Origin of the sequence: Collinsella sp. AM43-1, assembly GCF_003467925.1 — a bacterium.
In the GTDB taxonomy this organism is placed as follows: domain Bacteria; phylum Actinomycetota; class Coriobacteriia; order Coriobacteriales; family Coriobacteriaceae; genus Collinsella.
On record NZ_QSFR01000022.1, the window covers coordinates 1 to 19,903 of the forward strand.

The window sequence follows — 19,903 nt, forward strand, 5'->3', positions numbered from 1 at the left end:
CCTATTTGCTCAATGTGTTCGGCTGAGATCGGAAATCAACCCTTTTCAAAATTCTTGAAAATTGGGGCTTGCATCGCGTGGCGTTCCTTGCAATAATAGTCGAGTGCGAAGCGCACAGGACACGGTGGGTGTAGCTCAGTTGGCTAGAGCGACGGGTTGTGGTCCCGTAGGTCGAGGGTTCGAGTCCCTTTACCCACCCCAGTTCTTGCTTCGTGTTGATATCGGGTCGTTAGCTCAGTTGGTAGAGCAGGGGACTCTTAATCCCAAGGTCCAGGGTTCGACCCCCTGACGGCCCACCACACGATATCTCCTCTAAAGTCCGCTACGACGGACTTTAGCTTTGGGTCGTTAGCTCAGTTGGTAGAGCAGGGGACTCTTAATCCCAAGGTCCAGGGTTCGACCCCCTGACGGCCCACCCAATGTATGTTAAAGCGACTGGCTTAGGCTGGTCGCTTTTTTGTTGACCTCGCATGGGGTCGAACCCGTCGGGGCGCGAAGCTGAGGAAATGCGTAAGCATTTACCAACGCAGCGCGCAAGGCGCAAAGCGCCGCAGCGGCCGCCTGCAAAGCAGGCTGACCCCCTGACGGCCCACCAAAGCATGTTAAGACGGTCAGCGATAGTTGACCGTCTTTTTTGTTGACCTTTCATGGGGTCGAACCCGAAAGGGCACGGCCGCTTTCACAGATCGAGTCTACCCTGGGGATCGGTAAAACCGTCAGTACCTTCCTTGAGTTTCTTCTCGTCTGCCTTCACGCGACGCTCGAGCTTTTTTGTATCTTCGGCAGGCGGTAGGTTCTCAGGTACAATTCCGCGGTCGATGAGGCTGCCACGCACGCTTGTGTTGTTCTCGACGTGCTCTTGCTTGATCTGGTCCAGACCGTACAGGTCGTGTTCCTCGGCGTTGAAGGCCGTCATCGAGTTCGTAAGGTCCTTTGCTTTGATGAGAACATCGGCTAGCCCGTCCGCCAATGCCGAGCTCTTGGATACGCCGAGCTGTTGCTTCATTTCCGCCGTGCTTCTGCCGCCGAATAACGCTTCATCGCCCTTCGACTTGATGATTGCGAATCCTTTGGAGTCCACGCCGCGTTTGAACGCAATACCCGAGAGCTGTTTCTCTGAATCAGATAGCGAGTGGCGCGCCTGCAAGCGCTGAATCTCTGCGAAGCGCTGCTCTATGAGCTCTTGGCGGCGCGTCTGCACGGCGAAGTACGCCTGGGCGAGCGCGATCTCTGGCTTGTTTGAATCTCCGTTTTGGGCGATTAAATAGCATGCATAGCGCGTAAGCTTGTAGTCTTTAACCGCGCGAGCGGCGACACCGGCAGTTACCATTTTCGTGGTGTCACGAAAATGGGAATCAACTGGAGTTTTGTTTGTTTCGCACGAGACTTTTGCCCTCTTAACAACTTCGGCAAAGTTCTCCCATCGAGTGTACCCCATGGGTTCCATTAAATCGCGTGCGAGCCAATACTCAACGCCGTCTTCCACATTGGCGTAGCTATCAAGTTCGACACGCCACTTCTCGATATCTCTACTGTCCATATCTCCTCCTCGCTGATCTATTGTCTATGCGCGCTTTGCCCGCTCTGTACTCAGAATAAGGATACGCTGCCGTGCGGACACGAATGGGCCCCGTGCCACTTCGAGGTCACGGGGCCCATAGATATCGATTAGTTGTGCTCTGCTCTAGATAGGTGTCCAGTTTAATTCGATCGATAGTGCGAACCCAGGCTTTCGGTCCGCTTGCGCATGGCTTTGACCATCTCCGTTGCCAGCTGATTCTGCGATTGCAGGCGGGCGAGGGCTGCGATCTCGCTGTCATTGGCATGCGGCTTGCTCAGCGCAGTTGCCTCGTCTTTCAGGCTTTCAAGCTGTTGCAGGGCCTTGGATAGACCTGCTTCGGTCCTGTTGATCATGCAATAGGTGCTCATCGTGTGCTTAAGGCTGTGTGTCAGGCGTTCGGCATCTGTTGTGGCAATGCCATACTGAGGGAGGGCGATATCCATCGGAGCGGCCGCCTCGGGAGCGTCCAGCGCTGCTCGAGCTGCCGATGCGCCCGCGATGCGCCCGAATACGATGCCATTGGCACTCGACAAGCCGCCGATGCGGTCGGCGCCGTGCATGCCGCCTGTTGCCTCACCGCAAGCGTAGAGGCCCTCAACGCCCGTTTGCGCGGTCCTGTCGATTTTGATACCGCCGTTGGCGGCGTGGGCATACATCGCCACGCGCATCTCGTCGGTCGGCGCGATGCCGTGCTCGTCTTGTAGCCAGGTGGCAAAGGTCTGCACAAACTCGGGGACGTCCTCGCGGGGGAAGTCGTAGTGGAGCGCCAGGTCTTCGGCTCCCGCTTGGTCGATGGCTAGGTCGATAGCGCGAGAATCCAGACGCGAAGTGAAGGGACCATATCCGGAGCGTTGCTCGAGCAGATCGTTTAGCTTGCCGTCGGCAATATCGACCGACTGGTCGAACTTGACGTAGCGCCAGGTCTTCTCGTTAAATACAAGGTTTCGCTTGGGCTCGATGAAGCCGGGCATCATCTGCATGAACTCTATATTAGTAAGTGTTGCGCCGTGCGCCAGCGCGATGGCCTGCGAGGAGCTGAGCACATCAGCCGACGTAAGGCTGCGCTCGAACAGGCCGCTTGTGCCACCGGCTGCGATGATCGTGGCCTTGGCAGCAAAGGGCACGATTCGATTTTCGGTGAGGTCGTAGAGCACGGTTCCGGTTATTCTGCCGTTCGTGTCCTCAACAAGGTCGATAAGCTCATGGCGGGGGAGCAGGCGAATGCCGAGCGACTCGATCCGGGCTGTCAGAGCGTCCTCAAGGGGTTTGCGGGTGAGGCCGCGCCACATGCGCGTCTTGTGGTCAAAGCAGGGGATAAACTGCTTTTGCTGGGCGCTCTCGGCGCTTTGCGGACGCTGGAGCTCAACGCCCAGGTCTTGCTCGAGCCATTCAATTGCCTGGGGAATGCTGTGGACAAACGTCTGGACAAGATCGGGGTCGGCGACGCCGCCACCAACGGTCTGGATGGTATCGATAAGGTCTTGTTCGTCGTCTTCGTTAACGGGTCCGATAAGCCCCAAGCCCCAGGTTCCGGGGAAGAAGCTTGATCCACTCATAGTCTTGCCGGCGCTTGCCACAGTGACGGTTGCACCCGTGCGTGCCGCTTCGATGGCGGCGCAAAGTCCCGCAATGCCAGATCCAATTACCAGTACATCAGTCGATTCCATCGGATTCCTTTCTCGTCCGGCGCATTGTCGCACGGGTGATCGGCAATGGGGCCGCAAAGACTCGGCAAATCGGTAAAGGGCACATATGGCAGGTGGGCGTCATGGGCGTTCTGATGCTCCATTTCATCACATCTCGTATATCGCCCCAACTGATATATTGGCGTTAGCCACCCTGCAGCAGCGCAAACAAAAAGAGCCGCTACCTCGAAAGGTAGCGGCTCCAAAGCTCAACTATATGAGCATCGCGCGGGCGCGATTAGGCCTTGAGGGCCTCCTCGACGGCGACAGCGCAGGCGACGGTGGCACCGACCATGGGGTTGTTGCCCATGCCGATGAGACCCATCATGTCGACGTGCGCAGGCACGGAGGAAGAACCGGCGAACTGGGCGTCGGAGTGCATGCGACCCATGGTGTCGGTCATGCCGTAAGAGGCAGGGCCGGCGCCCATGTTGTCCGGGTGCAGAGTACGACCAGTGCCGCCACCAGAAGCGACGGAGAAGTACTTCTTGCCAGCCTCGATGCGCTCCTTCTTGTAGGTGCCAGCGACGGGGTGCTGGAAGCGCGTGGGGTTGGTGGAGTTACCGGTGATCGAGATGTCGACGTTCTCGTGCCACATGATGGCAACGCCCTCGCGGACGTCGTCGGAGCCGTAGCAGTTAACGGCAGCGCGGGGACCATCGGAGTAGGGGATGGTCTCGACGACCTTGAGCTCGCCCGTGTAGTAGTCGAACTGGGTCTTCACATAGGTGAAGCCGTTGATGCGAGCGATGATCTGAGCGGCGTCCTTGCCCAGACCGTTGAGGATAACGCGCAGCGGCTTCTTGCGAGCCTTGTTGGCGTTCAGAGCCAGGCCGATAGCGCCCTCGGCGGCAGCGAAGGACTCGTGGCCGGCCAGGAAGGCGAAGCACTCGGTGTCGTCGGAGAGCAGCATAGCGCCCAGGTTGCCGTGGCCCAGACCGACCTTGCGGTCCTCGGCGACGGAGCCGGGAACGGTGAAGGCCTGGATGCCCTCGCCGATGATGGCGGCAGCCTCAGAAGCGGTCTTGGCGCCACGCTTGACAGCGAGAGCGCAACCGAGGGTGTAGGCCCACTCGGCGTTCTGGAAGGCGATGGACTGGGTGTTGTTGACGATCTCACGCGGGTTGAAGCCCTTGTCGGTGCAGATCTGCAGAGCTTCCTCGAGGGAGGCGATGCCGTTGTCGGCGAGGCACTTGTTGATCTTGTCAGCGCGGCGCTCGTAACCTTCGAACGTAACAGTCATAGTTATTTCCCTCCCTTTCTACTCGTGAACCGGGAACACGCTGGCGACGGAGTGAGTCTCCTCGTCGGTGCGCGGGTCGATGTACTTGGCAGCGTTCTCCCACTGACCATAGTGGCCCATAGCGCCAGCGATGGCCTCCTCGGGGGTCTTGCCAGCCTTGACGGCGTCGGTGAACTTGCCGAGGTTCAGGAACTCGAACGCGATGATCTCGTTCTTGTCGTTGAGAGCCATGCGGGTGACGTAGCCCTGAGCGAGCTCGAGGTAACGAGCGCCCTTGGCCTTGGTGCCGAACATGGTGCCGACCTGAGAGCGAAGGCCCTTGCCGAGGTCGTCGAGGGAGGCGCCCACGGGCAGGCCGCCCTCGGAGAACGCGGTCTGGCTGCGGCCGTAAACGATCTGCAGGAAGATCTCGCGCATAGCAACGTTGATGGCGTCGCAGACGAGGTCGGTGTTGAGGGCCTCGAGGATGGTCTTACCGGGAAGGATCTCGGAAGCCATGGCGGCAGAGTGGGTCATGCCCGAGCAGCCGATGGTCTCAACGAGGGCCTCCTCGATGATGCCGTCCTTGACGTTCAGCGTGAGCTTGCAGGCGCCCTGCTGAGGTGCGCACCAACCCACACCGTGCGTAAGACCGGAGATGTCGGAAATCTCCTTAGCCTGGACCCACTTGCCCTCCTCGGGGATGGGTGCGGGGCCGTGGTATGCACCCTTGGCAACGGGGCACATGTTCTCCACTTCCTGTGAGTACTGCATGCCTCTCCTCTCTATCGTGTTGGCGTCCCGTCTGGGGGTCGTGGCTGGCGATTGCCGGGCGACCCTTCGAAAGGGACATGACATGCAGCCCCTATAATACCGCGAAATGCACGGAATATTCGGCGAACGGCTTAGTTTTCGTAGCGAGAAGTCCGGAAGTTTTAATTGAAACGGTTTAACTATATGTTCTGTGGTCGCGAACTTCCGTAGAGGGGGTTCGTCTTGGGCAAGCTTTTGGTCAGCTCTTGTATGCGTTGCGGGGTCTGACCTGTTGCAACGGTGCCGTTCGCCGCCCGTTTACTGCCTTTGGCCGCGCGAGTGTATTGTTTTGCGTGAATGTTTTGATGGCACGCTTCAATCGTGCTGTATTGGATGGCAAGCAGATCCCGGCGAAGGGGGCGCCATGCAGCGCGTTTGGAGAACGGTTACCGGCTTTTACCATGTCTGTGCCCGCGGTGCGGGCAAGCAGCTCATCTTTGAGGGCGATGAAGACCGGTGGGAGTTTTTGGAGCTGATGCGCGATTACTGCCGCGAGGCGGGCGTGACGGTTATCGCCTGGTGCCTTATGGGCAATCACGTGCATTTGGTGCTTGCAGATTACGAGGACGCGATGAGCGCGGCGATGCACCGGCTGCTTTTGACGTACGCGCGGCGGTTCAATAAACGCACGGGGCGCACGGGTCATCTGTTCCAGAACCGTTTTGACCGGCGCTCGCTCGATACCGACCGTTATCTAATGGCTGCCATTCGCTATGTTCACGCTAATCCGCAGGAGGCGGGTATCGCCCTGATCGAGCGTTATCCCTGGAGCAGCTTTGCCGAGTATCTGAGAGCGTATGACAACGATACGACGAGGGGATTTTCGGACCCTTCTTGTGTGCTCGAGCTCTTTGAGTCTGCCAAGGGGTTTCTGGATTATTCTCTGTCGATGGCCGATGGTTCCGATCCGGTGATTCACGATATGGATGAGACGGAGTGGGAGCGGCGTGCGTTTGCCGACAAGATGGCGAAGCGCCTGGGTGTTCCGCTCAATGAGCTCAAGACCGTAGCACCCGCGCGGCGAGACGGAATCATTTTCGCCCTGCACGATGGCGGCTACACGGTGCGCGAGATTGAACGGTATACGGGAATCAGCAAGAGTACCGTCTCTCGTATCGTGCGCGCTTATGCGCGGGTGAAGGCTCAGGCTGAGGGCTCGGAATAGAAAATGGCCGAACCACCCTTGTCAAGCGATTCGGCCAACAAAATTCTTAAGATTTGGGACAAATACTACTGATTATTTTGTCCCGTGAGCATGCCGTCGAGGGTGCGCCAGGCGAGCTCGGCGCACTTGACGCGGGCGGGCATGTGTGAGATGTCCTGGAGCTGGGCGGCTTCATCTAGGTCTTCCAGGTCCTCCTCGGAGAGCTTCTCGCCGCGGATCATAGCGAGGAAGAGTCCCGCCAAGCGACGTGCCTCCTCGACGGTCTCGCCGGTGATGAGGTCGGCCATGATGTCGGCACTGGCCTGACTGATGGCGCAGCCGTGGCCGGTAAAGGAGGCCTCCTCGATTACATCGTTCTCGACGCGCAGCTGCAAGGTGAGCTCGTCGCCGCAGCTGGGGTTGATGCCGTCGTGCTCGTGCGTGGGAGCATCCATCTCGTATTTATAGTCGGGGTGCGAGTTGTGCTCCATAAATGTGGTGGAGGTGTACAGATTACCCATTGAACGTGCTCCAAACGTGATGCAGGCCGGCGATGAACTTGTCGATGTCGGCCTTGTCGTTGTAGAAGGCCACGCTGGCGCGGCAGCAGGCAAGGTTCTCGACGCCCAGCCAGGTGAGCAGCGGCTGCGCGCAGTGGTGGCCGGCACGGATGCAGACGCCGTCCATGTCCATGATGCTCGCGACGTCGTGCGGGTGGATGCCCTTGACGTTAAAGCTCACGACGCCGTGGTGGTTGTCCCAGTAGATCGAGCCGATGATCTGAACAAAGTCGAGCTGCATGAGCTCGCCCATCAGGTAGTGGACGAGTGCCTGCTCGCGTGCCTGGATGTTCTCGTAACCCACCGTGTTGACCAGGTAATCGAGTGCGGCACCCGTGGCGAAGATGCCGGCGGCGTCCTGCGTGCCGGCCTCGAACTTCTCGGGGACGGGAGCCCAGACGGCGTCCTGCTCGGTGACCGAATCGATCATCTCGCCGCCGGTAAGCATGGGCGGCATGGCGTTGAGCAGGTCCATCTTGCCCCACAGCACGCCGATGCCCATGGGGCCCATGGCCTTGTGCGCACTAAAGGCAAAGAAGTCGGCGCCCAGGTCGGCCACATCGACCGGCATGTGCGGCAGCGACTGCGCGCCGTCGACGACCAGGTAGCCGCCGTACTTGTGCACGAGCTTGCCGAGATTCTTGACCGGGTTCTCGACGCCCAGCACGTTAGAGACCTGTCCCACGGCCAGGATCTTGGTCTTGGGACCCACCTTGGACAGAACCTCCTCGGTGGTGAGCTGGCCGGTCTTGGTGGGGTAGAGGTAGACGAGCTCGGCGCCGGTCTCGCGGCAGACCTGCTGCCACGGAATCAGGTTGGAGTGGTGCTCCATGATAGTGATGACGACCTCGTCACCGGGCTCGAGCACTGTGGGCGCAAAGCTCTTGGCGACCAGGTTGAGCGACTCGCTCGTGTTGCGGGTGAAGACGATCTCGTTGGCCTGTGAGGCGCCGATGAGGTCGGCGATCTGTTGGCGGACCTTCGCGATGGCGTCGGTGGCCTCGACGGACAGCGAGTACAGGCCGCGCAGGGGGTTGGCGTTCATGCGCTGGTAGAAATCGCGCTCGGCGTCGAGCACGCAGGCGGGACGCTGCGCGGTGGCGGCACTATCGAGGAAGGCGATCTCGGGATGCTGCTGGAACAGCGGGAACTGTGCCTTGTAGGGGTTGGTCTCGATGTCTACGGTAGGCCAGCCGCGCGAGGCCTCGTCGCTGACGTCGAGCTCCATGGGCTCGGGGGCAGTACAGGTGTCGCATTTAACGTGCTCGGTGTCGATCATGCGAGCTCCTCTTCAAAGTTGTCGATCAGGTTGTTTCCCAGGCGGACGACGGCTGCGCGGGTGCGCTCGTCGGTGGCGGAAAGCGCGGCGTCCTCCAGCTTGGCGCGGATGAACAGGTCCTCGGCGGCGTTTTGGTCAAGGCCGCGGCAGGCGAGATAGAACAGCTGCTCGTCGCGGACGTGACCGATGGTGGCGCCGTGGTTGCCGGCGACGTCGTCCTCGTCGCAGAGGATGACGGGGACGGTTTTGTTGTCGACGCCCTTGTTGGCGAGCAGTACGGTCTCGCGCTCGGTGCCGGTTGCGCCCTTGCAGCCGTGCACGAGGTCGATGGTGCCGCGGTAGACCTTCTTGGACGTGCCAGTCAGCACGCCGTTGGCGTCGATCTCGCACTCGGTCTTGCGGCCGCGGTGGCGCAGCTCGTAGTTAAAGTCGCGCACCTGTTCGCGTGCACCTAGGTAATCGGTATCGATCGTCACCTTGGCGGTATCGCCCAGCAGGTCGCCGGCAAGGCCGGTGGCGCTGGCGCCGGCACCCAGGACGGTGTGCTGCACGTTGACGCGCGCACCCTCGTCCAGGAACAGGCCGGTGTCGTCGAGCGCGATCCAGCTATCGTCGAGCGTCTGCGTGCAGGTCACGTTGACGATGGCGTACTCGTGGGAGCACACGCGTAGCACGGAGCCCACGACACCCTCGCCGGCAATGGGGGAGTCCAGGGCGATCTGCAGGTCGAGCGTTGCCTGCGGGCGGGCGACGACGTCGATGGCGGCGATGGCCGCGGCGGCATCGACACCGCTCACGCGCACAGCAACCGTGGCGTGCTTGTATGCGGGCACATCGATGACGATGCACTTGGTAGCGTGCTCGGCCAAGTAGGCGTAGGCAGCCTCGCCCATGCCGGTTTCGAAGGCTTCAGCGGGGGAGAGCTCCTCCTCGAGCTTAATGGCACCGGCCTGGTAGACGGAGGTGGCGGGCACGTCGAGCTCGGTCTCGGGCGTGATGCGGGCGCGGTCGGCGGCATCACCGGGGGCGGAGGCGCGGCGCTCGGGGAAGCGCTCGGCCATGGCGTTCATGGCGGCGTCGAAGGTGTCGACAGCACCGCGGAACTGCTCGTCCAGCCCCTCGACCTCGACGGCCTCGGCAGGAGCGACGGCAAGCTCGTCCGAAAGCTCAAGCTTGGTCTGGTTCATCTTGAGCCAACCCCAAGTGGCAGCAGGCATCGCATTAACCTGCTCGAGCGTGGTAGCAGCGGTGTTGGTGATCTGTTTCATTATCCGATCGCTCCTTCCATCTCGAGCTTGATCAGGTTGTTCATTTCGACGGCGTACTCCAGCGGTAGCTCCTTGGAGACCGGGTTGGCAAAGCCGTTGACGATCATGGTGCGGGCCTCTTCCTCCGAGATGCCGCGGCTCATCAGGTAGAACACCTTGTCGTCGCCGATGCGGCCGATGGTGGCCTCGTGGCCGATGTCGACGTTCTTGGCGCGGATGTCCATGGCGGGGATGGTGTCGGAGCGGCTCTGGTCGTCGAGCATGAGCGACTGGCAGCTCACGGTTGCCTTGGAGCCCTCGGCCTTGGGTGTGGCCACGATGGAGCTGCGGAAGGTCTGAATGCCGCCGCTCTTGGAGATGCCCTTGGTCTCGACGGTTGCCGAGGTCTCGGGGGCGTTGAGCACGACCTTGCAGCCGGTGTCGAGGTTCTGACCGGCGCCGGCAAAGGTTATGCCGGTAAAGCTCGAGCGGGCGCGACGGCCGTTGAGCACGCTCATGGGGTAGAGGTAGCCCACGTGGCTGCCGAAGGAGCCACTGATCCACTCGATGTCGCCATCCTCGTCCACGCGCGCACGCTTGGTGTTGAGGTTGTACATGTTTTTGGACCAGTTCTCGATGGTCGAGTAGCGCAGGTGTGCACGCTTGCCCACAAAGAGCTCAACGGCGCCGGCGTGGAGGTTGGCAACGTTGTACTTGGGCGCGGAGCAACCCTCAATAAAGTGCAGGTCGGCATCGTCCTCGACGATGATGAGCGTGTGCTCAAACTGGCCGGCACCCTTGGCGTTGAGGCGGAAGTAACTCTGCAGCGGGAAGTCGAGCTTGGTGCCCTTGGGCACGTAGACAAACGAGCCGCCCGACCATACGGCGCCGTGCAGGGCCGCAAACTTGTGGTCGGTGGGCGGGATGAGCGTCATAAACTTCTCGTGGATAAGCGGTTCCCACTGTGGATCGTGCAGGGCTTCTTCAATACCGGAGTAGACGATGCCCATCTTGGACGCCGTGTCCTGCATGTTGTGGTAGACCAGCTCGGAGTCGTACTGCGCGCCGACGCCCGCCAGGTAGCTACGCTCGGCCTCGGGGATGCCCAGGCGCTCAAAGGTGTTCTTGATGTCGTCGGGCACCGACTCCCAGTCGTGCTTTTGGTCGGTGTTGGGCTTGACGTAGGTGACGATGTTGTCCATGTCCAGGCCCTCGATGGAGGGGCCCCACGTCGGATCCGGGAAGCGGTTGAAGATCTCGAGGGACTTGAGGCGCAGGTCGAGCATCCACTGCGGCTCGTCCTTCTTGGCGCTGATCTCGCGCACGATGTCGGGCGTGATGCCGGCGTCGAGGCGCTCGAATCCCTCCTCGCCGTAGGTGAAGTCGTAGAGGCTGCGGTCGATGTCCGCGACCTCGGTGCGGTTCTTGGTCATTGCGTCGCCCCTTTACGCCTGCTGCTCGGCAGCGGCGGCCTCGGCCTGGGCGCGCTGCTCGGCTGCCTCGCGCTCGAAGGTTTCAAAGCCGTTCTTGTCGATCCAGGGGATGAGCGAGGCATCGTCCTCGCGCACGATGTGGCCCTTGACCATAACGTGGACGCGATCGACATCCAGGTGTTCCAGGATGCGCGTATTGTGCGTGATGATGAGCATGGAACCGTCGCAGCTCTTGCGGTAGGCGTCCATGCCGTGGCTGACGGTGGAAAGCGCGTCGACGTCCAGACCTGAGTCGGTCTCGTCGAGGATGGCGAGCTTGGGCTGCAGCAGCAGGAGCTGGAGCATCTCGACCTTCTTCTTCTCGCCGCCCGAGAAGCCCACGCCCAGCTCGCGGTTGAGATAGGCGGTATCCATGTTGAGCTCGGCAGCGAGCTCCTTGACGCGACGGCGGAACTCCTTGCCCTTCATCTCCAGGCCGGGGCGGCCGGCGATGCTGGCGCGCAAAAAGCTCGACAGCGGCACGCCCGGGATCTCGACCGGGGCCTGGAAGCTCAGGAACAGGCCGGCGCGCGAGCGCTTGTCGGTGGTGAGCTCGGTGATGTCCTGGCCGTCAAAGACGATACGGCCGTCGTTGACCGTGTAGACGGGGTCGCCCATGACCAGGTGGCCGAGGGTGGACTTGCCGGCGCCGTTGGGTCCCATCAGCACGTGGGTCTCGCCGGCGGCGACGTTGAGGTTGACGTTGTGAAGGATGGTCTTCTCGTCCACGGAGGCGGTGAGACCTTCGATGGAAAGCAGCGGATTTGCGCTCATGCTGTCCCTCTCTGTATATGGTGTACTCATAGGTGTACTAAACCCTAGGAATCTTCTCGGAATAAAGTTACTATGGGTTCGGCGTTAGTCAAGGGAAAACCCGACTAATCCACTCGACTTTTTAGATGTGGGACATAATAATCAGGTTTGTTTGCCCCGCGTGCATAGGATTTGGGACTAACAAGCCTGATTTTGTCCCAGGAACAACGGGAGGGTAGGTATGCTCATTTCTTCTAAGGGCCGCTATGCCCTCCGGCTAATGATCTATATCGCGGCGCTGGGCGACGCCGAGGGCAAGATTGCCCTGCGCGAGGTTGCCGACCGCGAACATATCTCGCAAAAGTATCTGGAGCAGCTGGTTCGTCCGCTTATGAAGGCGGACCTGCTTAAGAGCGTGCGCGGCAAGGGCGGCGGCTACATGATGGCAAAGGACCCGGCCGAGGTTCGTGCCGGCGACATCCTGCGCGCCGTCGAGGGCAGCACGGCTCCAGTGGCGTGCGATGGCATCGACAACAGCTGCGCCCGCAGCGACCTGTGTTCCACCGTCAAGTTCTGGCGCGGCCTGGACGAGGTCATCGAGAACTATGTTGACGGCGTGACGTTGGCCGACCTGGCCGCCGTCCCCGAGATCAACTTCGACATTAAGCTGTAGGTTGACCGCAATTCCTTAAGATTTCGCGGAGGGTTGTTGCCGTTTACCGAGGGGTTGTTGTGTAACAACGGGCGAGCTGCAATACTTATTTTTATCTTTGCAAACTGAACTTTAACTACACCAATGCAGGGAGGATTTTATGCAGCCCAAGCATTCCGCGATTGTCGCGGGCCTGACGCTGGCGCTTTCGTTTGGCGCCGTTTCCGCGCCGGCACCCGCCGCTGCCGAGGAGCCCACGCCGGGCGTTGCCTCGGATGCCACCGATATCGATAAGGGTCTCTACACCCAGCAGTCCTTCTCGGGCGTGCTGAGGTCGGTCCAGGGCGTTTCGTTTGTCAACGTGACTCCTGAGATGAAGTACTTTACCAAGTACGAGAGCCATGGCAACTACAACCAGGGCTTTTCGTACGGTGACGGCTATAACGCGCTGGGTTATTACCAGTTCGACCGTCGTTGGTCGCTCATTCCGTTTATGAAGCAGGCCTACAACTACAGCCCCGAAAAATACAGCATGCTCAAGGATGCGATTGATCGCGGCAGCGAGATTTCCAACGCGAGCAATGCCATGTACGAGAACGGCCAGCTTACCGAGCTGGGCCGTATCGCGCAGGAGGCTTTCCAGGGTGCTTACAACACCGATCCTGTTGAGTTCTCAGCACTTCAAGATGCCTATGCGTACAACTCGTACTATGCGGTGACCGAGGCGTGGCTCAAGAGCGGCCTGGGTATTGATATTTCGGGCCGCGCCGATTGCGTCAAGGGCATGGTGTGGAGCATCACCAACATGTGCGGCACCGGTGGCTGCAGAGACTTTTTCCGCTGGGCGAATCTCTCCAACGATATGTCCGACCGCGAGTTTGTGACGGCGCTCTCCAATAGCGTGGTCAACAATGTCGCCACCAAGTTTTCAAGTCAGCCCCAGTATCATGAGGGCTGGAAGAACCGCTACCGCAACGAGCTAAAGGACTGCCTGGTCTATATCGCCGAGGACGAGGCTGCCGCTGCGAAGGACAACAAGCCCGAGCAGCCCGAGCCTACGCCGGCGCCCTCGCCGATACCTGATTCGAATGACGGCTCGAGTGACGATGTCAACGATGACAGGATGGATGCGCCCTCGACCGATGCTGACGGTAATGGCTCTGCTGGCGGCACTACCAACGACGGCTCTACCTCGAACGGCTCCAATTCGAACGGCTCTGCTGCGGGCGATTCGTCTTCAAGCTCTGTCGGCAATACGGACAGCGACGCTTCTGGTTCGACCGACGCTGACACCTCTAACTCATCTACCGGCTCGAGCGATTCGTCCGTTGGCACCGGCTCTAACAATGGCTCCGGCTCTGATGTAACGCCTGATTCCGATGATTCCAAGGACGACTCGAATAAGGCGCCGGACGCTCCCGTTGCTTCGCCGGACAAGAAGCCTTCTTTCTCCGTGCAGCTTGGTTCTACGCTGGGCTCTTCGCTGATGGCTGGCGTCAATAACGGCTCGGCCCAGAACAAGGACAACTCTGATCAGGTTTCCACGGAAAAGACCGAAGCCGCAAAGGGCGACTCCAAGGACAAGGCTTCCGAGAAGAACGAATCTGATAAGGGTTCTAGCTCTGAGGAGAAGGACGACGAGTCCGAACAGAAGAAGGACGAGAGCAAGACCGAGGGCGAAAAGAAACAGCCCGAAGACGACGACAAGAGCGGTGCTGACAACCAGGTCCAGGAGCAAAATGACTCCAAAACGGTGACCACCACGACCACGACGACTACAACTGCCAAGTCCTCGGGCGGCAACATGCCCAAGACGGGCGATCTGATTGTGATAGCGAGCCTTGCCAGTGCAAGCTTGGCCACGCTGGGCGCTACGTCTATCGTAAGTGGTAAGCATAAGCTCGATCAGCAGAAGAAGGCTTCTGGGGAGGACGGCTCGGAGGAGTAGCCTCTTGGTTGCTAGATAACTAAAGAGTTGGGACGGGGTCCGGTGCGAATGCATCGGGCCCCGTTTTGTTGTGCAACGATTAGTTATGCCCCCTCACACCTCTTGTTGCTACCGTTGCCCGATATGTTCGCGCGGCGTCGTCGGTACGCGCGAGGCGGTCTTTACAATTGGCATCGTGCAGCGATTTAGGGGGGAACGTTTTGGTGTCTGAACAGGCAAATGTTGATTGTGCTGCTGGCTTTGGCGTGCGCTTGATCGGCTGTGCCGACGATGCGGTTTTGCCCATTGGCATGCACGACTATGCGGAGGCCCTTGGCTGCTGCATGCTGGTTGACAAGACCATGTTTATTGCCGATGTGTTGGACTGCGACGCGTCCGTTGTGGTGTGCTGTCGACCCGAGGGTTTTGGCAAGAGCATGAACTTGTCGATGCTCAGGGCTTTTCTGGAGCGTCTAGCGGTCGGTCGCTCTGGTCAGCGTTTGTTTGCCGATGCTCAGATTTGGGATGCGAACGGCGGGCGCTATCGGGATGAGTATGCTTGCTATCCGGTGATATCGCTGGACTTTTCTGGCGCTACGAGGCGTGGCGCCGCTGTTGCCGACGTCGTACGCGATACTCTTTCGGGCGAATGCGCTCGTCTGCTGGCGCTCTTGGAGGCTCCGGATTTAGCACGAGATAAGGTGCGTCACATCGAACGCGTTGCGCGTGGCGTAGCGAGCGCGGACGAGGTTGACTCTGTGCTCGGTGTGCTCATAGAGCTACTGGAGATTGCCTGCGATGAGCAGGTTGTATTGCTCGTTGATGGGTACGACGCGGCATGGTTGGGCCGTGCAAGCGCGAGGGGCGCTTCCGGCGCCGATCCGGCAGGGCTATTTGATCGCGTGCTGTTCGGCGCCATTGCCACTGCGCGCGATTCGTTGCGGCTGACGTGTCTGATGGGGGAGTGTCCCGGCCCTGCCGAAGCGGCGCTTTCTTTGCACTGCTGCTCGTATTGTCTGACGACGCCGCTTTCGACCTGGTGTGACCGTTGGTTCGGCTTTTCGGATGCCGAGGTCCAGGCTCTGTTGAATCATGCTGGGCGCGAGGAATACCTGGATGATGCGCGTGAATGGCTCGAGGGGTATCGGTTTGGCAGGGCCTATTGCTCGAGTCCAGAGCGTGTGATCGGTTTTCTGGGCCGAGGCTGCACGGTGCCTGTGCGTGCCGATCTGTATGGATATGCGGATTGCCTGAGTAGGGTAGTTGCCGGGTGGAATCTCGACCGCCTTTCGGTCTTGTTTGATTTGCTCGAGGCCCATGGGTGCGCTGAGGCCCCGCTTTGTTTGGGCACTGTAGAGCCAGATGTCTCGCCTGACGATGGCATGTGGACAGCGCTGTATCTGTCCGGTTTTCTCACGACGGATATGACTGAGGAGCCTGAGCATGGTAGTCATCTCCGTGCTTTGCGATTGCCCAATAACGAGCTTCGCCAGGCCTTGCGTCTAGTGATTATTGAGTGGTTTGAGTGCGCTGCAGAAGACATTCGAGACGTCGATGCGTTTCGCGACGGGCTGTGCCATGGGAACGAGGATACCGTGAGGCGGGCGCTAAGCCGCATCTTGGGAGATGCGGGAATCGGTGCGACCGACCCAGATACACCGCTGCCATATCACCTACTCTTGCAAGGACTCTGCTTTGGATTGCCGGGTTATGCCAATCCTGCTTCGAGGCGAAAGTGTGGCGCGGATCGTTGGGACATCCAGGTTTTTCCTACGGGCGCCGCGTTCGACATAGCCGATACGATCGGTATGCTCGATGAACGTCCGCTGATAACGATCAACATGATGTATGACCCCGGTGTGGATGCGCTGGGCCTGGAATTGCTGGCCGTGCAGGCGCTGCTCGACATAGAGCGCGACGGCATCGACGAAATCCGTGTGCCGCGACCCGGCGTTGGCCGCATGCGCTGGGGGTTTGGGTTTGATGGACAGCATGTGGCTACGGTGTACCAGCGGCTTTAAGCGCTGAGGTGTTTCCGGCTTCCGTTACTTGGTGTCCTTCATGGGCGGCATGGGCTTCCAGTTGGGGTCCTTGACGATCTTGCGGGCGTCCTTCATGCCACGGCGCAGCGCCGGAATACCGGTCTTAAAGCACTTGTCAACGGCGGCCAGGCGAATGAACTCCTTGCAGAAGGTCGCGGCGTTGCCCAGACGGAACAGCATGGGGTGGTAGTCACCGTAGATCTGCATATAGCGAGCGAGGAGGCCTCGGTTACGCATGATGTAGTAGCGGTTGGTGTCGCTCGTGGAGTTGAGTTGGCGCTTACCGGCGATGTCCCAGTTAGAGACAGCGCGGGCACGCTTGAGCACCACGTCGGCAACAACGGCGGCGGGGAAGTGCTGGCTGGCTACGTAGCCGTAGCAGGCATCGTCGCCGTAGATGAAGAATCGCGCATCGGGCAGGCCAATCTTGTCGACCACGCGGCGCGAGAACATGCCACCCTCAAAGCACAGTTGGTTCATGGTGCGGTAGCCTTCGGGACCCAGATCCCACTTGGCGATGGGGTTGGGAATGCCGAGCGAAAGGATGAGTTGGTACTGCCAAAAGAAGGCGCCGCCGTCAAAGTCCAAGCGCGAACCCTGGATAACATCGTAGCGGTCGGTCCACTTGGCCAAGCGCTCGATGCCTTCGGGGATGACGAGCACGTCGTCGTCCATGACCCAGAACCACTGGGCCCCCAGGTCGTAGGCGCATTTAGTGCCGGCGGAGAAGCCGCCCGCACCGCCGCCGTTTTCGAGCTGCGGGGCGTAGATGACACGGTCGGTGCGGCCCTGCGCGTCGGGCTGCTCGGTGTCGATGCCCCACAGGTTGGCCAGGCGCTCGTTGAATGCGGTGCACATGGCCTCGGTCTCGCGCGAATTCTCGTTATCGACAATCACGATGCGCCAGGGCGTTGCCGTGAGCTCGGTCATGGAGTCGAACAAGTTGGCCAGGAGTTCCTGGCGCTTGTACGTAACGACGACGATGGCGAGCTTATCGATGGGAGCGGGAAGGGTTGAAGGCATGGGGCAATATATCCTTTCACGCGCGGCGCGCATGCGCTGCGCGGAAGCTATCGAATACGTCCTTGGGACGGTCCTATTGTAAAGGCTCGGCGCACCTTGGCGGCAAGCTTTGAATAAAACGCAGGAACCTGCCACGGCTGTAGCGGCTTTAGCGTCTTACGGCAGCGTGTCTATTGTCGCTTGAGCTTGCGAGCGATAAGGCTTCTAGCTGCGTCGATGATGAGGAGCGCTAAGGCAAAGACGATGCTAATGACGGTACCCGTGACGATGCATATAGCTGCCGGGCTGTTTTGGCTGACCAGTATGTTTGCGAGCAACGTATTGAAGACGGGACGCCACAGGCTACTGGTGAGCGACTGCATCACATAGAAACCGAGCGTGGCGGTCGATAAGGTGACGATGACACCCGCAGTCCGCGGATTGCCTGGGGCACTGCGTCGGGTTGCCGCAAAGAGCAGGGAGGCGGCAGCGAGGGCAAACGAGATCAGCGAGGTCGATTTGTAGGAGAGGACTGCCATCGCCGTGAGGTTGCCGGTGTAGGAGAGTGCTCCTTCCAGGATGGTGGCGAGCACCAAAACCGCTGCGAGCGACCGCATGCCCAAGGCGCCCGCCCTGTCCGAATCCATGACATCGGTTACGTCGCGGAGCAGCCCGCCGATCAAAAACGCGATTACGTACGTGGCAGCGCTCATGAGCTTCTGCAGCCAAGAAAACTCACCGCCGCTTGTCGCACTCATGGCGGCTAAATACCCGTTAACAACAAATGCGAGGATGCCAACGGCGATGACCGTCGTCGTGTAGGTTTTCTGGGGGAGTCGACTCTTAGCCAGTCCAAACCATGGCGCTATGAAGACCGTGGCGGCATAGACCCAGATAAACTCAAGGCCTAGCGTGTACCAGTACTGCGTGTTGAGGGTAACGTCGGGAATGGGGGAGACGACCGTGGACCACGCGAGCGTCACGAGGCAATAAAACGCAGTGGGCATAACGACCTTGCCCAGGCGCTGCGCCGTCCGTTGCATTTGCGACTTCCACGTTGCCCCACCGTCCCAAGTACTTGCGGCCGAGGCGATGAGAAAATAGCCCGAGATCATAAAGAAGACCTCGTTGGCCCAGCAGCCAAGCAGGTTAATAAAACCGAGCACGCCGGAATAGGGGGACATCGCAAGTGGGGCATATTCCACGGCGCCGACGCAGACGGCTTGGAAGGTCCACTGAAAGGTGTGGAACACCGCGATGCCGGCGACCGCGACCAAACGCAGTGCTTCGATGGGTATGTTGCGTGCGGCTTTGGGCTGCATGACGTCCTTTCTTATCGGTTTGCCTCTGCGAGCTCCATAGATTATATAAACGCCCGCTAGCGCGCTGACCCTTTGATACCATGAAACGACAGGTATTTCCTAAGGAGCACATTTGTCTACTAACGCCTCTGGCAGCCCTGTTCTGTCGCTGCTTATTCCCATTTATAATGTTCAGCGCTACCTGCGCGAGTGCCTCGATTCCGCCCTGGCGCAGACGCTCAAGGACATCGAGATCATCTGCATTAACGACGGGTCGACCGACAACTCGCCGGCGATTATCCGCGAGTATATGGAGCGCGATGGGCGCGTCAAGATGATCGACAAGGCCAACAGCGGCTACGGTGACTCGATGAACCACGGTCTGGAGATGGCGCGTGGCAAGTACGTGGGCATCTTGGAGTCCGATGACTTTATGGCGTCCGACGCACTCGAAAAGCTTGTCTCGGCCGCCGATAGCAATAATGCCGACTTCGCGAAGGCGAACTTTGATTTCTACTGGTCTAAGCCCGAGGAGCGCCGTTCGCTGCACGAGATGTTTAAAGCCAAGGACTGTGGCAAGCCAGTGCACCCGAGCGATACGACGCAGTTCTTTAAGCAAAAGCCGTCGATTTGGTCGGCCGTGTACCGTCGCGATTTTCTTGAGCGCAACGGCATTAAGTTCCTGCCGACTCCGGGGGCATCCTTTCAGGACACGTCATTCGCCTTTAAGGTGATCGCGTGCGCCGATAAGGCTGTTTACCTTCATGATGCCGTGTTGTCTTATCGCCAGGACAACGAGAATTCCTCGGTCAATTCTTCGGCTAAGGTCTTTTGCGTCAATACCGAGTATGCCGAGATTGAGCGTTGGATTCGAGAGGATTATGCCCGTGACCACGCAAGTGATGACGTCGCGCGCATGCTCAAGTTCAATCAGCTCATTAAGTACGATTCGTACATGTGGAACTACGTGCGCCTAGCGCCTAAGTTCTATAAGGAGTTCCTGGTTCAGATGGCCAAGGAGTTCCAAGCGGCCTTGGACGCGGGGGAGTTTTCGCTTGACGATCTCAAGCCGTGGAAGCGCGCAAATCTCGCTGCCATCCTCAAAGATCCTGAGGGCTGGGTTGACGAGCATCCGAGTTTTGCGACGGATGGTGCCTTGGGGCGTGCTAAGTATTACGCCTCGGTTGGAGGCCCAGGTGTGGTTGCTGCCTTCCTCATCGAATCGCTGAGGGGGTAGGTCGAC

16 protein-coding genes and 3 tRNA genes are annotated in these 19,903 nt (G+C 59.7%); 8 read left to right on the plus strand and 11 right to left on the minus strand.

The features are described 5' to 3' along the window. The first annotated feature begins 124 nt into the window (after positions 1 to 124). The 3 genes from DW925_RS08960 (at position 125) to DW925_RS08970 (ending at position 415) form a co-directional block, all read left to right on the plus strand. Positions 125 to 201, plus strand: a tRNA-His gene (locus DW925_RS08960). 22 nt (positions 202 to 223) lie between these two features. After that, positions 224 to 299 (plus strand) — tRNA-Lys (locus DW925_RS08965). A 43-nt stretch (positions 300 to 342) separates the two neighbouring features. Next, positions 343 to 415 (plus strand) — tRNA-Lys (locus DW925_RS08970). Positions 416 to 679: 264 nt separating this feature from the next. On the opposite strand, the gene dinD is transcribed toward DW925_RS08970, so the two are convergent. The 4 genes from dinD to DW925_RS08990 all read right to left on the minus strand — a co-directional run bounded on the left by dinD (position 680) and on the right by DW925_RS08990 (position 5,242). Continuing rightward, on the minus strand, positions 680 to 1,540 hold the full coding sequence (dinD, locus tag DW925_RS08975; RefSeq protein ID WP_117629101.1) for a DNA damage-inducible protein D: 861 nt from the start codon (positions 1,538 to 1,540) through the stop codon (positions 680 to 682). A 161-nt stretch (positions 1,541 to 1,701) separates the two neighbouring features. Further along, a complete protein-coding gene (locus DW925_RS08980; RefSeq protein ID WP_117790826.1) occupies positions 1,702 to 3,228 on the minus strand; it encodes an FAD-dependent oxidoreductase in 1,527 nt (508 codons plus the stop codon). Positions 3,229 to 3,484: 256 nt separating this feature from the next. Continuing rightward, positions 3,485 to 4,489, minus strand: a complete 1,005-nt coding sequence (locus DW925_RS08985) for a GGGtGRT protein (RefSeq protein WP_117790827.1) — start codon at positions 4,487 to 4,489, stop codon at positions 3,485 to 3,487. 18 nt (positions 4,490 to 4,507) lie between these two features. Continuing rightward, on the minus strand, positions 4,508 to 5,242 hold the full coding sequence (locus tag DW925_RS08990; protein ID WP_006235554.1) for an iron-sulfur cluster assembly scaffold protein: 735 nt from the start codon (positions 5,240 to 5,242) through the stop codon (positions 4,508 to 4,510). A gap of 403 nt (positions 5,243 to 5,645) precedes the next feature. On the opposite strand from DW925_RS08990, the gene DW925_RS08995 reads away from it, so the two are divergent. After that, a complete protein-coding gene (locus DW925_RS08995) occupies positions 5,646 to 6,446 on the plus strand; it encodes a transposase (RefSeq protein ID WP_117790828.1) in 801 nt (266 codons plus the stop codon). Positions 6,447 to 6,511: 65 nt separating this feature from the next. On the opposite strand, the gene sufU is transcribed toward DW925_RS08995, so the two are convergent. Genes sufU through sufC form a run of 5 tightly spaced genes read right to left on the minus strand, consistent with a single transcriptional unit; the run spans position 6,512 to position 11,757 of the window. After that, positions 6,512 to 6,946, minus strand: coding sequence for a Fe-S cluster assembly sulfur transfer protein SufU (gene sufU, locus DW925_RS09000; RefSeq protein WP_117790829.1), 435 nt, complete (start codon positions 6,944 to 6,946; stop codon positions 6,512 to 6,514). Further along, positions 6,939 to 8,264 carry an aminotransferase class V-fold PLP-dependent enzyme gene (locus DW925_RS09005; protein ID WP_199577072.1) on the minus strand — a complete coding sequence of 442 codons (1,326 nt, stop codon included), beginning with the start codon at positions 8,262 to 8,264 and terminating at the stop codon, positions 6,939 to 6,941. The genes sufU and DW925_RS09005 overlap by 8 nt, the downstream gene beginning before the upstream one ends. After that, complete coding sequence (locus DW925_RS09010; RefSeq protein WP_117790830.1) at positions 8,261 to 9,532, minus strand: SufD family Fe-S cluster assembly protein; 1,272 nt, start codon at positions 9,530 to 9,532, stop codon at positions 8,261 to 8,263. Before DW925_RS09010 ends, DW925_RS09005 begins: the two co-directional genes overlap by 4 nt. Further along, positions 9,532 to 10,944, minus strand: coding sequence for a Fe-S cluster assembly protein SufB (gene sufB, locus DW925_RS09015; RefSeq protein ID WP_022094821.1), 1,413 nt, complete (start codon positions 10,942 to 10,944; stop codon positions 9,532 to 9,534). Before sufB ends, DW925_RS09010 begins: the two co-directional genes overlap by 1 nt. Before the next feature lie 12 nt (positions 10,945 to 10,956). Beyond that, on the minus strand, positions 10,957 to 11,757 hold the full coding sequence (gene sufC, locus DW925_RS09020) for a Fe-S cluster assembly ATPase SufC (protein ID WP_006235561.1): 801 nt from the start codon (positions 11,755 to 11,757) through the stop codon (positions 10,957 to 10,959). A 220-nt stretch (positions 11,758 to 11,977) separates the two neighbouring features. On the opposite strand from sufC, the gene DW925_RS09025 reads away from it, so the two are divergent. The 3 genes from DW925_RS09025 (at position 11,978) to DW925_RS09035 (ending at position 16,336) form a co-directional block, all read left to right on the plus strand. Next, positions 11,978 to 12,409 (plus strand): Rrf2 family transcriptional regulator, encoded by a 432-nt coding sequence (locus DW925_RS09025; protein WP_117790831.1) that lies wholly within the window; start codon positions 11,978 to 11,980, stop codon positions 12,407 to 12,409. A 139-nt stretch (positions 12,410 to 12,548) separates the two neighbouring features. After that, positions 12,549 to 14,336, plus strand: a complete 1,788-nt coding sequence (locus tag DW925_RS09030; RefSeq protein ID WP_117790832.1) for a hypothetical protein — start codon at positions 12,549 to 12,551, stop codon at positions 14,334 to 14,336. Positions 14,337 to 14,539: 203 nt separating this feature from the next. Then, positions 14,540 to 16,336 (plus strand): AAA family ATPase, encoded by a 1,797-nt coding sequence (locus DW925_RS09035; RefSeq protein ID WP_147349532.1) that lies wholly within the window; start codon positions 14,540 to 14,542, stop codon positions 16,334 to 16,336. 24 nt (positions 16,337 to 16,360) lie between these two features. Here the strand turns inward: DW925_RS09035 and DW925_RS09040 are convergent, their stop codons facing one another. Further along, positions 16,361 to 17,380 carry a glycosyltransferase gene (locus tag DW925_RS09040; protein ID WP_117790834.1) on the minus strand — a complete coding sequence of 340 codons (1,020 nt, stop codon included), beginning with the start codon at positions 17,378 to 17,380 and terminating at the stop codon, positions 16,361 to 16,363. A gap of 170 nt (positions 17,381 to 17,550) precedes the next feature. Further along, positions 17,551 to 18,681 carry an acyltransferase gene (locus DW925_RS09045; protein WP_117790835.1) on the minus strand — a complete coding sequence of 377 codons (1,131 nt, stop codon included), beginning with the start codon at positions 18,679 to 18,681 and terminating at the stop codon, positions 17,551 to 17,553. A 112-nt stretch (positions 18,682 to 18,793) separates the two neighbouring features. Here DW925_RS09045 and DW925_RS09050 point away from each other — a divergent pair, with 112 nt between their 5' ends. Beyond that, on the plus strand, positions 18,794 to 19,897 hold the full coding sequence (locus DW925_RS09050) for a glycosyltransferase (RefSeq protein WP_117790836.1): 1,104 nt from the start codon (positions 18,794 to 18,796) through the stop codon (positions 19,895 to 19,897). Positions 19,898 to 19,903 lie beyond the last annotated feature (6 nt).

What these genes read in the sequence shown, in the direction of transcription:
- dinD (WP_117629101.1), bottom strand. Translation starts at nt 1,540, where the DNA reads ATGGACAGTAGAGATATCGAGAAGTGGCGTGTCGAACTTGATAGCTAC.
- DW925_RS08980 (WP_117790826.1), bottom strand. Translation starts at nt 3,228, where the DNA reads ATGGAATCGACTGATGTACTGGTAATTGGATCTGGCATTGCGGGACTT.
- DW925_RS08985 (WP_117790827.1), bottom strand. Translation starts at nt 4,489, where the DNA reads ATGACTGTTACGTTCGAAGGTTACGAGCGCCGCGCTGACAAGATCAAC.
- DW925_RS08990 (WP_006235554.1), bottom strand. Translation starts at nt 5,242, where the DNA reads ATGCAGTACTCACAGGAAGTGGAGAACATGTGCCCCGTTGCCAAGGGT.
- DW925_RS08995 (WP_117790828.1), top strand. Translation starts at nt 5,646, where the DNA reads ATGCAGCGCGTTTGGAGAACGGTTACCGGCTTTTACCATGTCTGTGCC.
- sufU (WP_117790829.1), bottom strand. Translation starts at nt 6,946, where the DNA reads ATGGGTAATCTGTACACCTCCACCACATTTATGGAGCACAACTCGCAC.
- DW925_RS09005 (WP_199577072.1), bottom strand. Translation starts at nt 8,264, where the DNA reads ATGATCGACACCGAGCACGTTAAATGCGACACCTGTACTGCCCCCGAG.
- DW925_RS09010 (WP_117790830.1), bottom strand. Translation starts at nt 9,532, where the DNA reads ATGAAACAGATCACCAACACCGCTGCTACCACGCTCGAGCAGGTTAAT.
- sufB (WP_022094821.1), bottom strand. Translation starts at nt 10,944, where the DNA reads ATGACCAAGAACCGCACCGAGGTCGCGGACATCGACCGCAGCCTCTAC.
- sufC (WP_006235561.1), bottom strand. Translation starts at nt 11,757, where the DNA reads ATGAGCGCAAATCCGCTGCTTTCCATCGAAGGTCTCACCGCCTCCGTG.
- DW925_RS09025 (WP_117790831.1), top strand. Translation starts at nt 11,978, where the DNA reads ATGCTCATTTCTTCTAAGGGCCGCTATGCCCTCCGGCTAATGATCTAT.
- DW925_RS09030 (WP_117790832.1), top strand. Translation starts at nt 12,549, where the DNA reads ATGCAGCCCAAGCATTCCGCGATTGTCGCGGGCCTGACGCTGGCGCTT.
- DW925_RS09040 (WP_117790834.1), bottom strand. Translation starts at nt 17,380, where the DNA reads ATGCCTTCAACCCTTCCCGCTCCCATCGATAAGCTCGCCATCGTCGTC.
- DW925_RS09045 (WP_117790835.1), bottom strand. Translation starts at nt 18,681, where the DNA reads ATGCAGCCCAAAGCCGCACGCAACATACCCATCGAAGCACTGCGTTTG.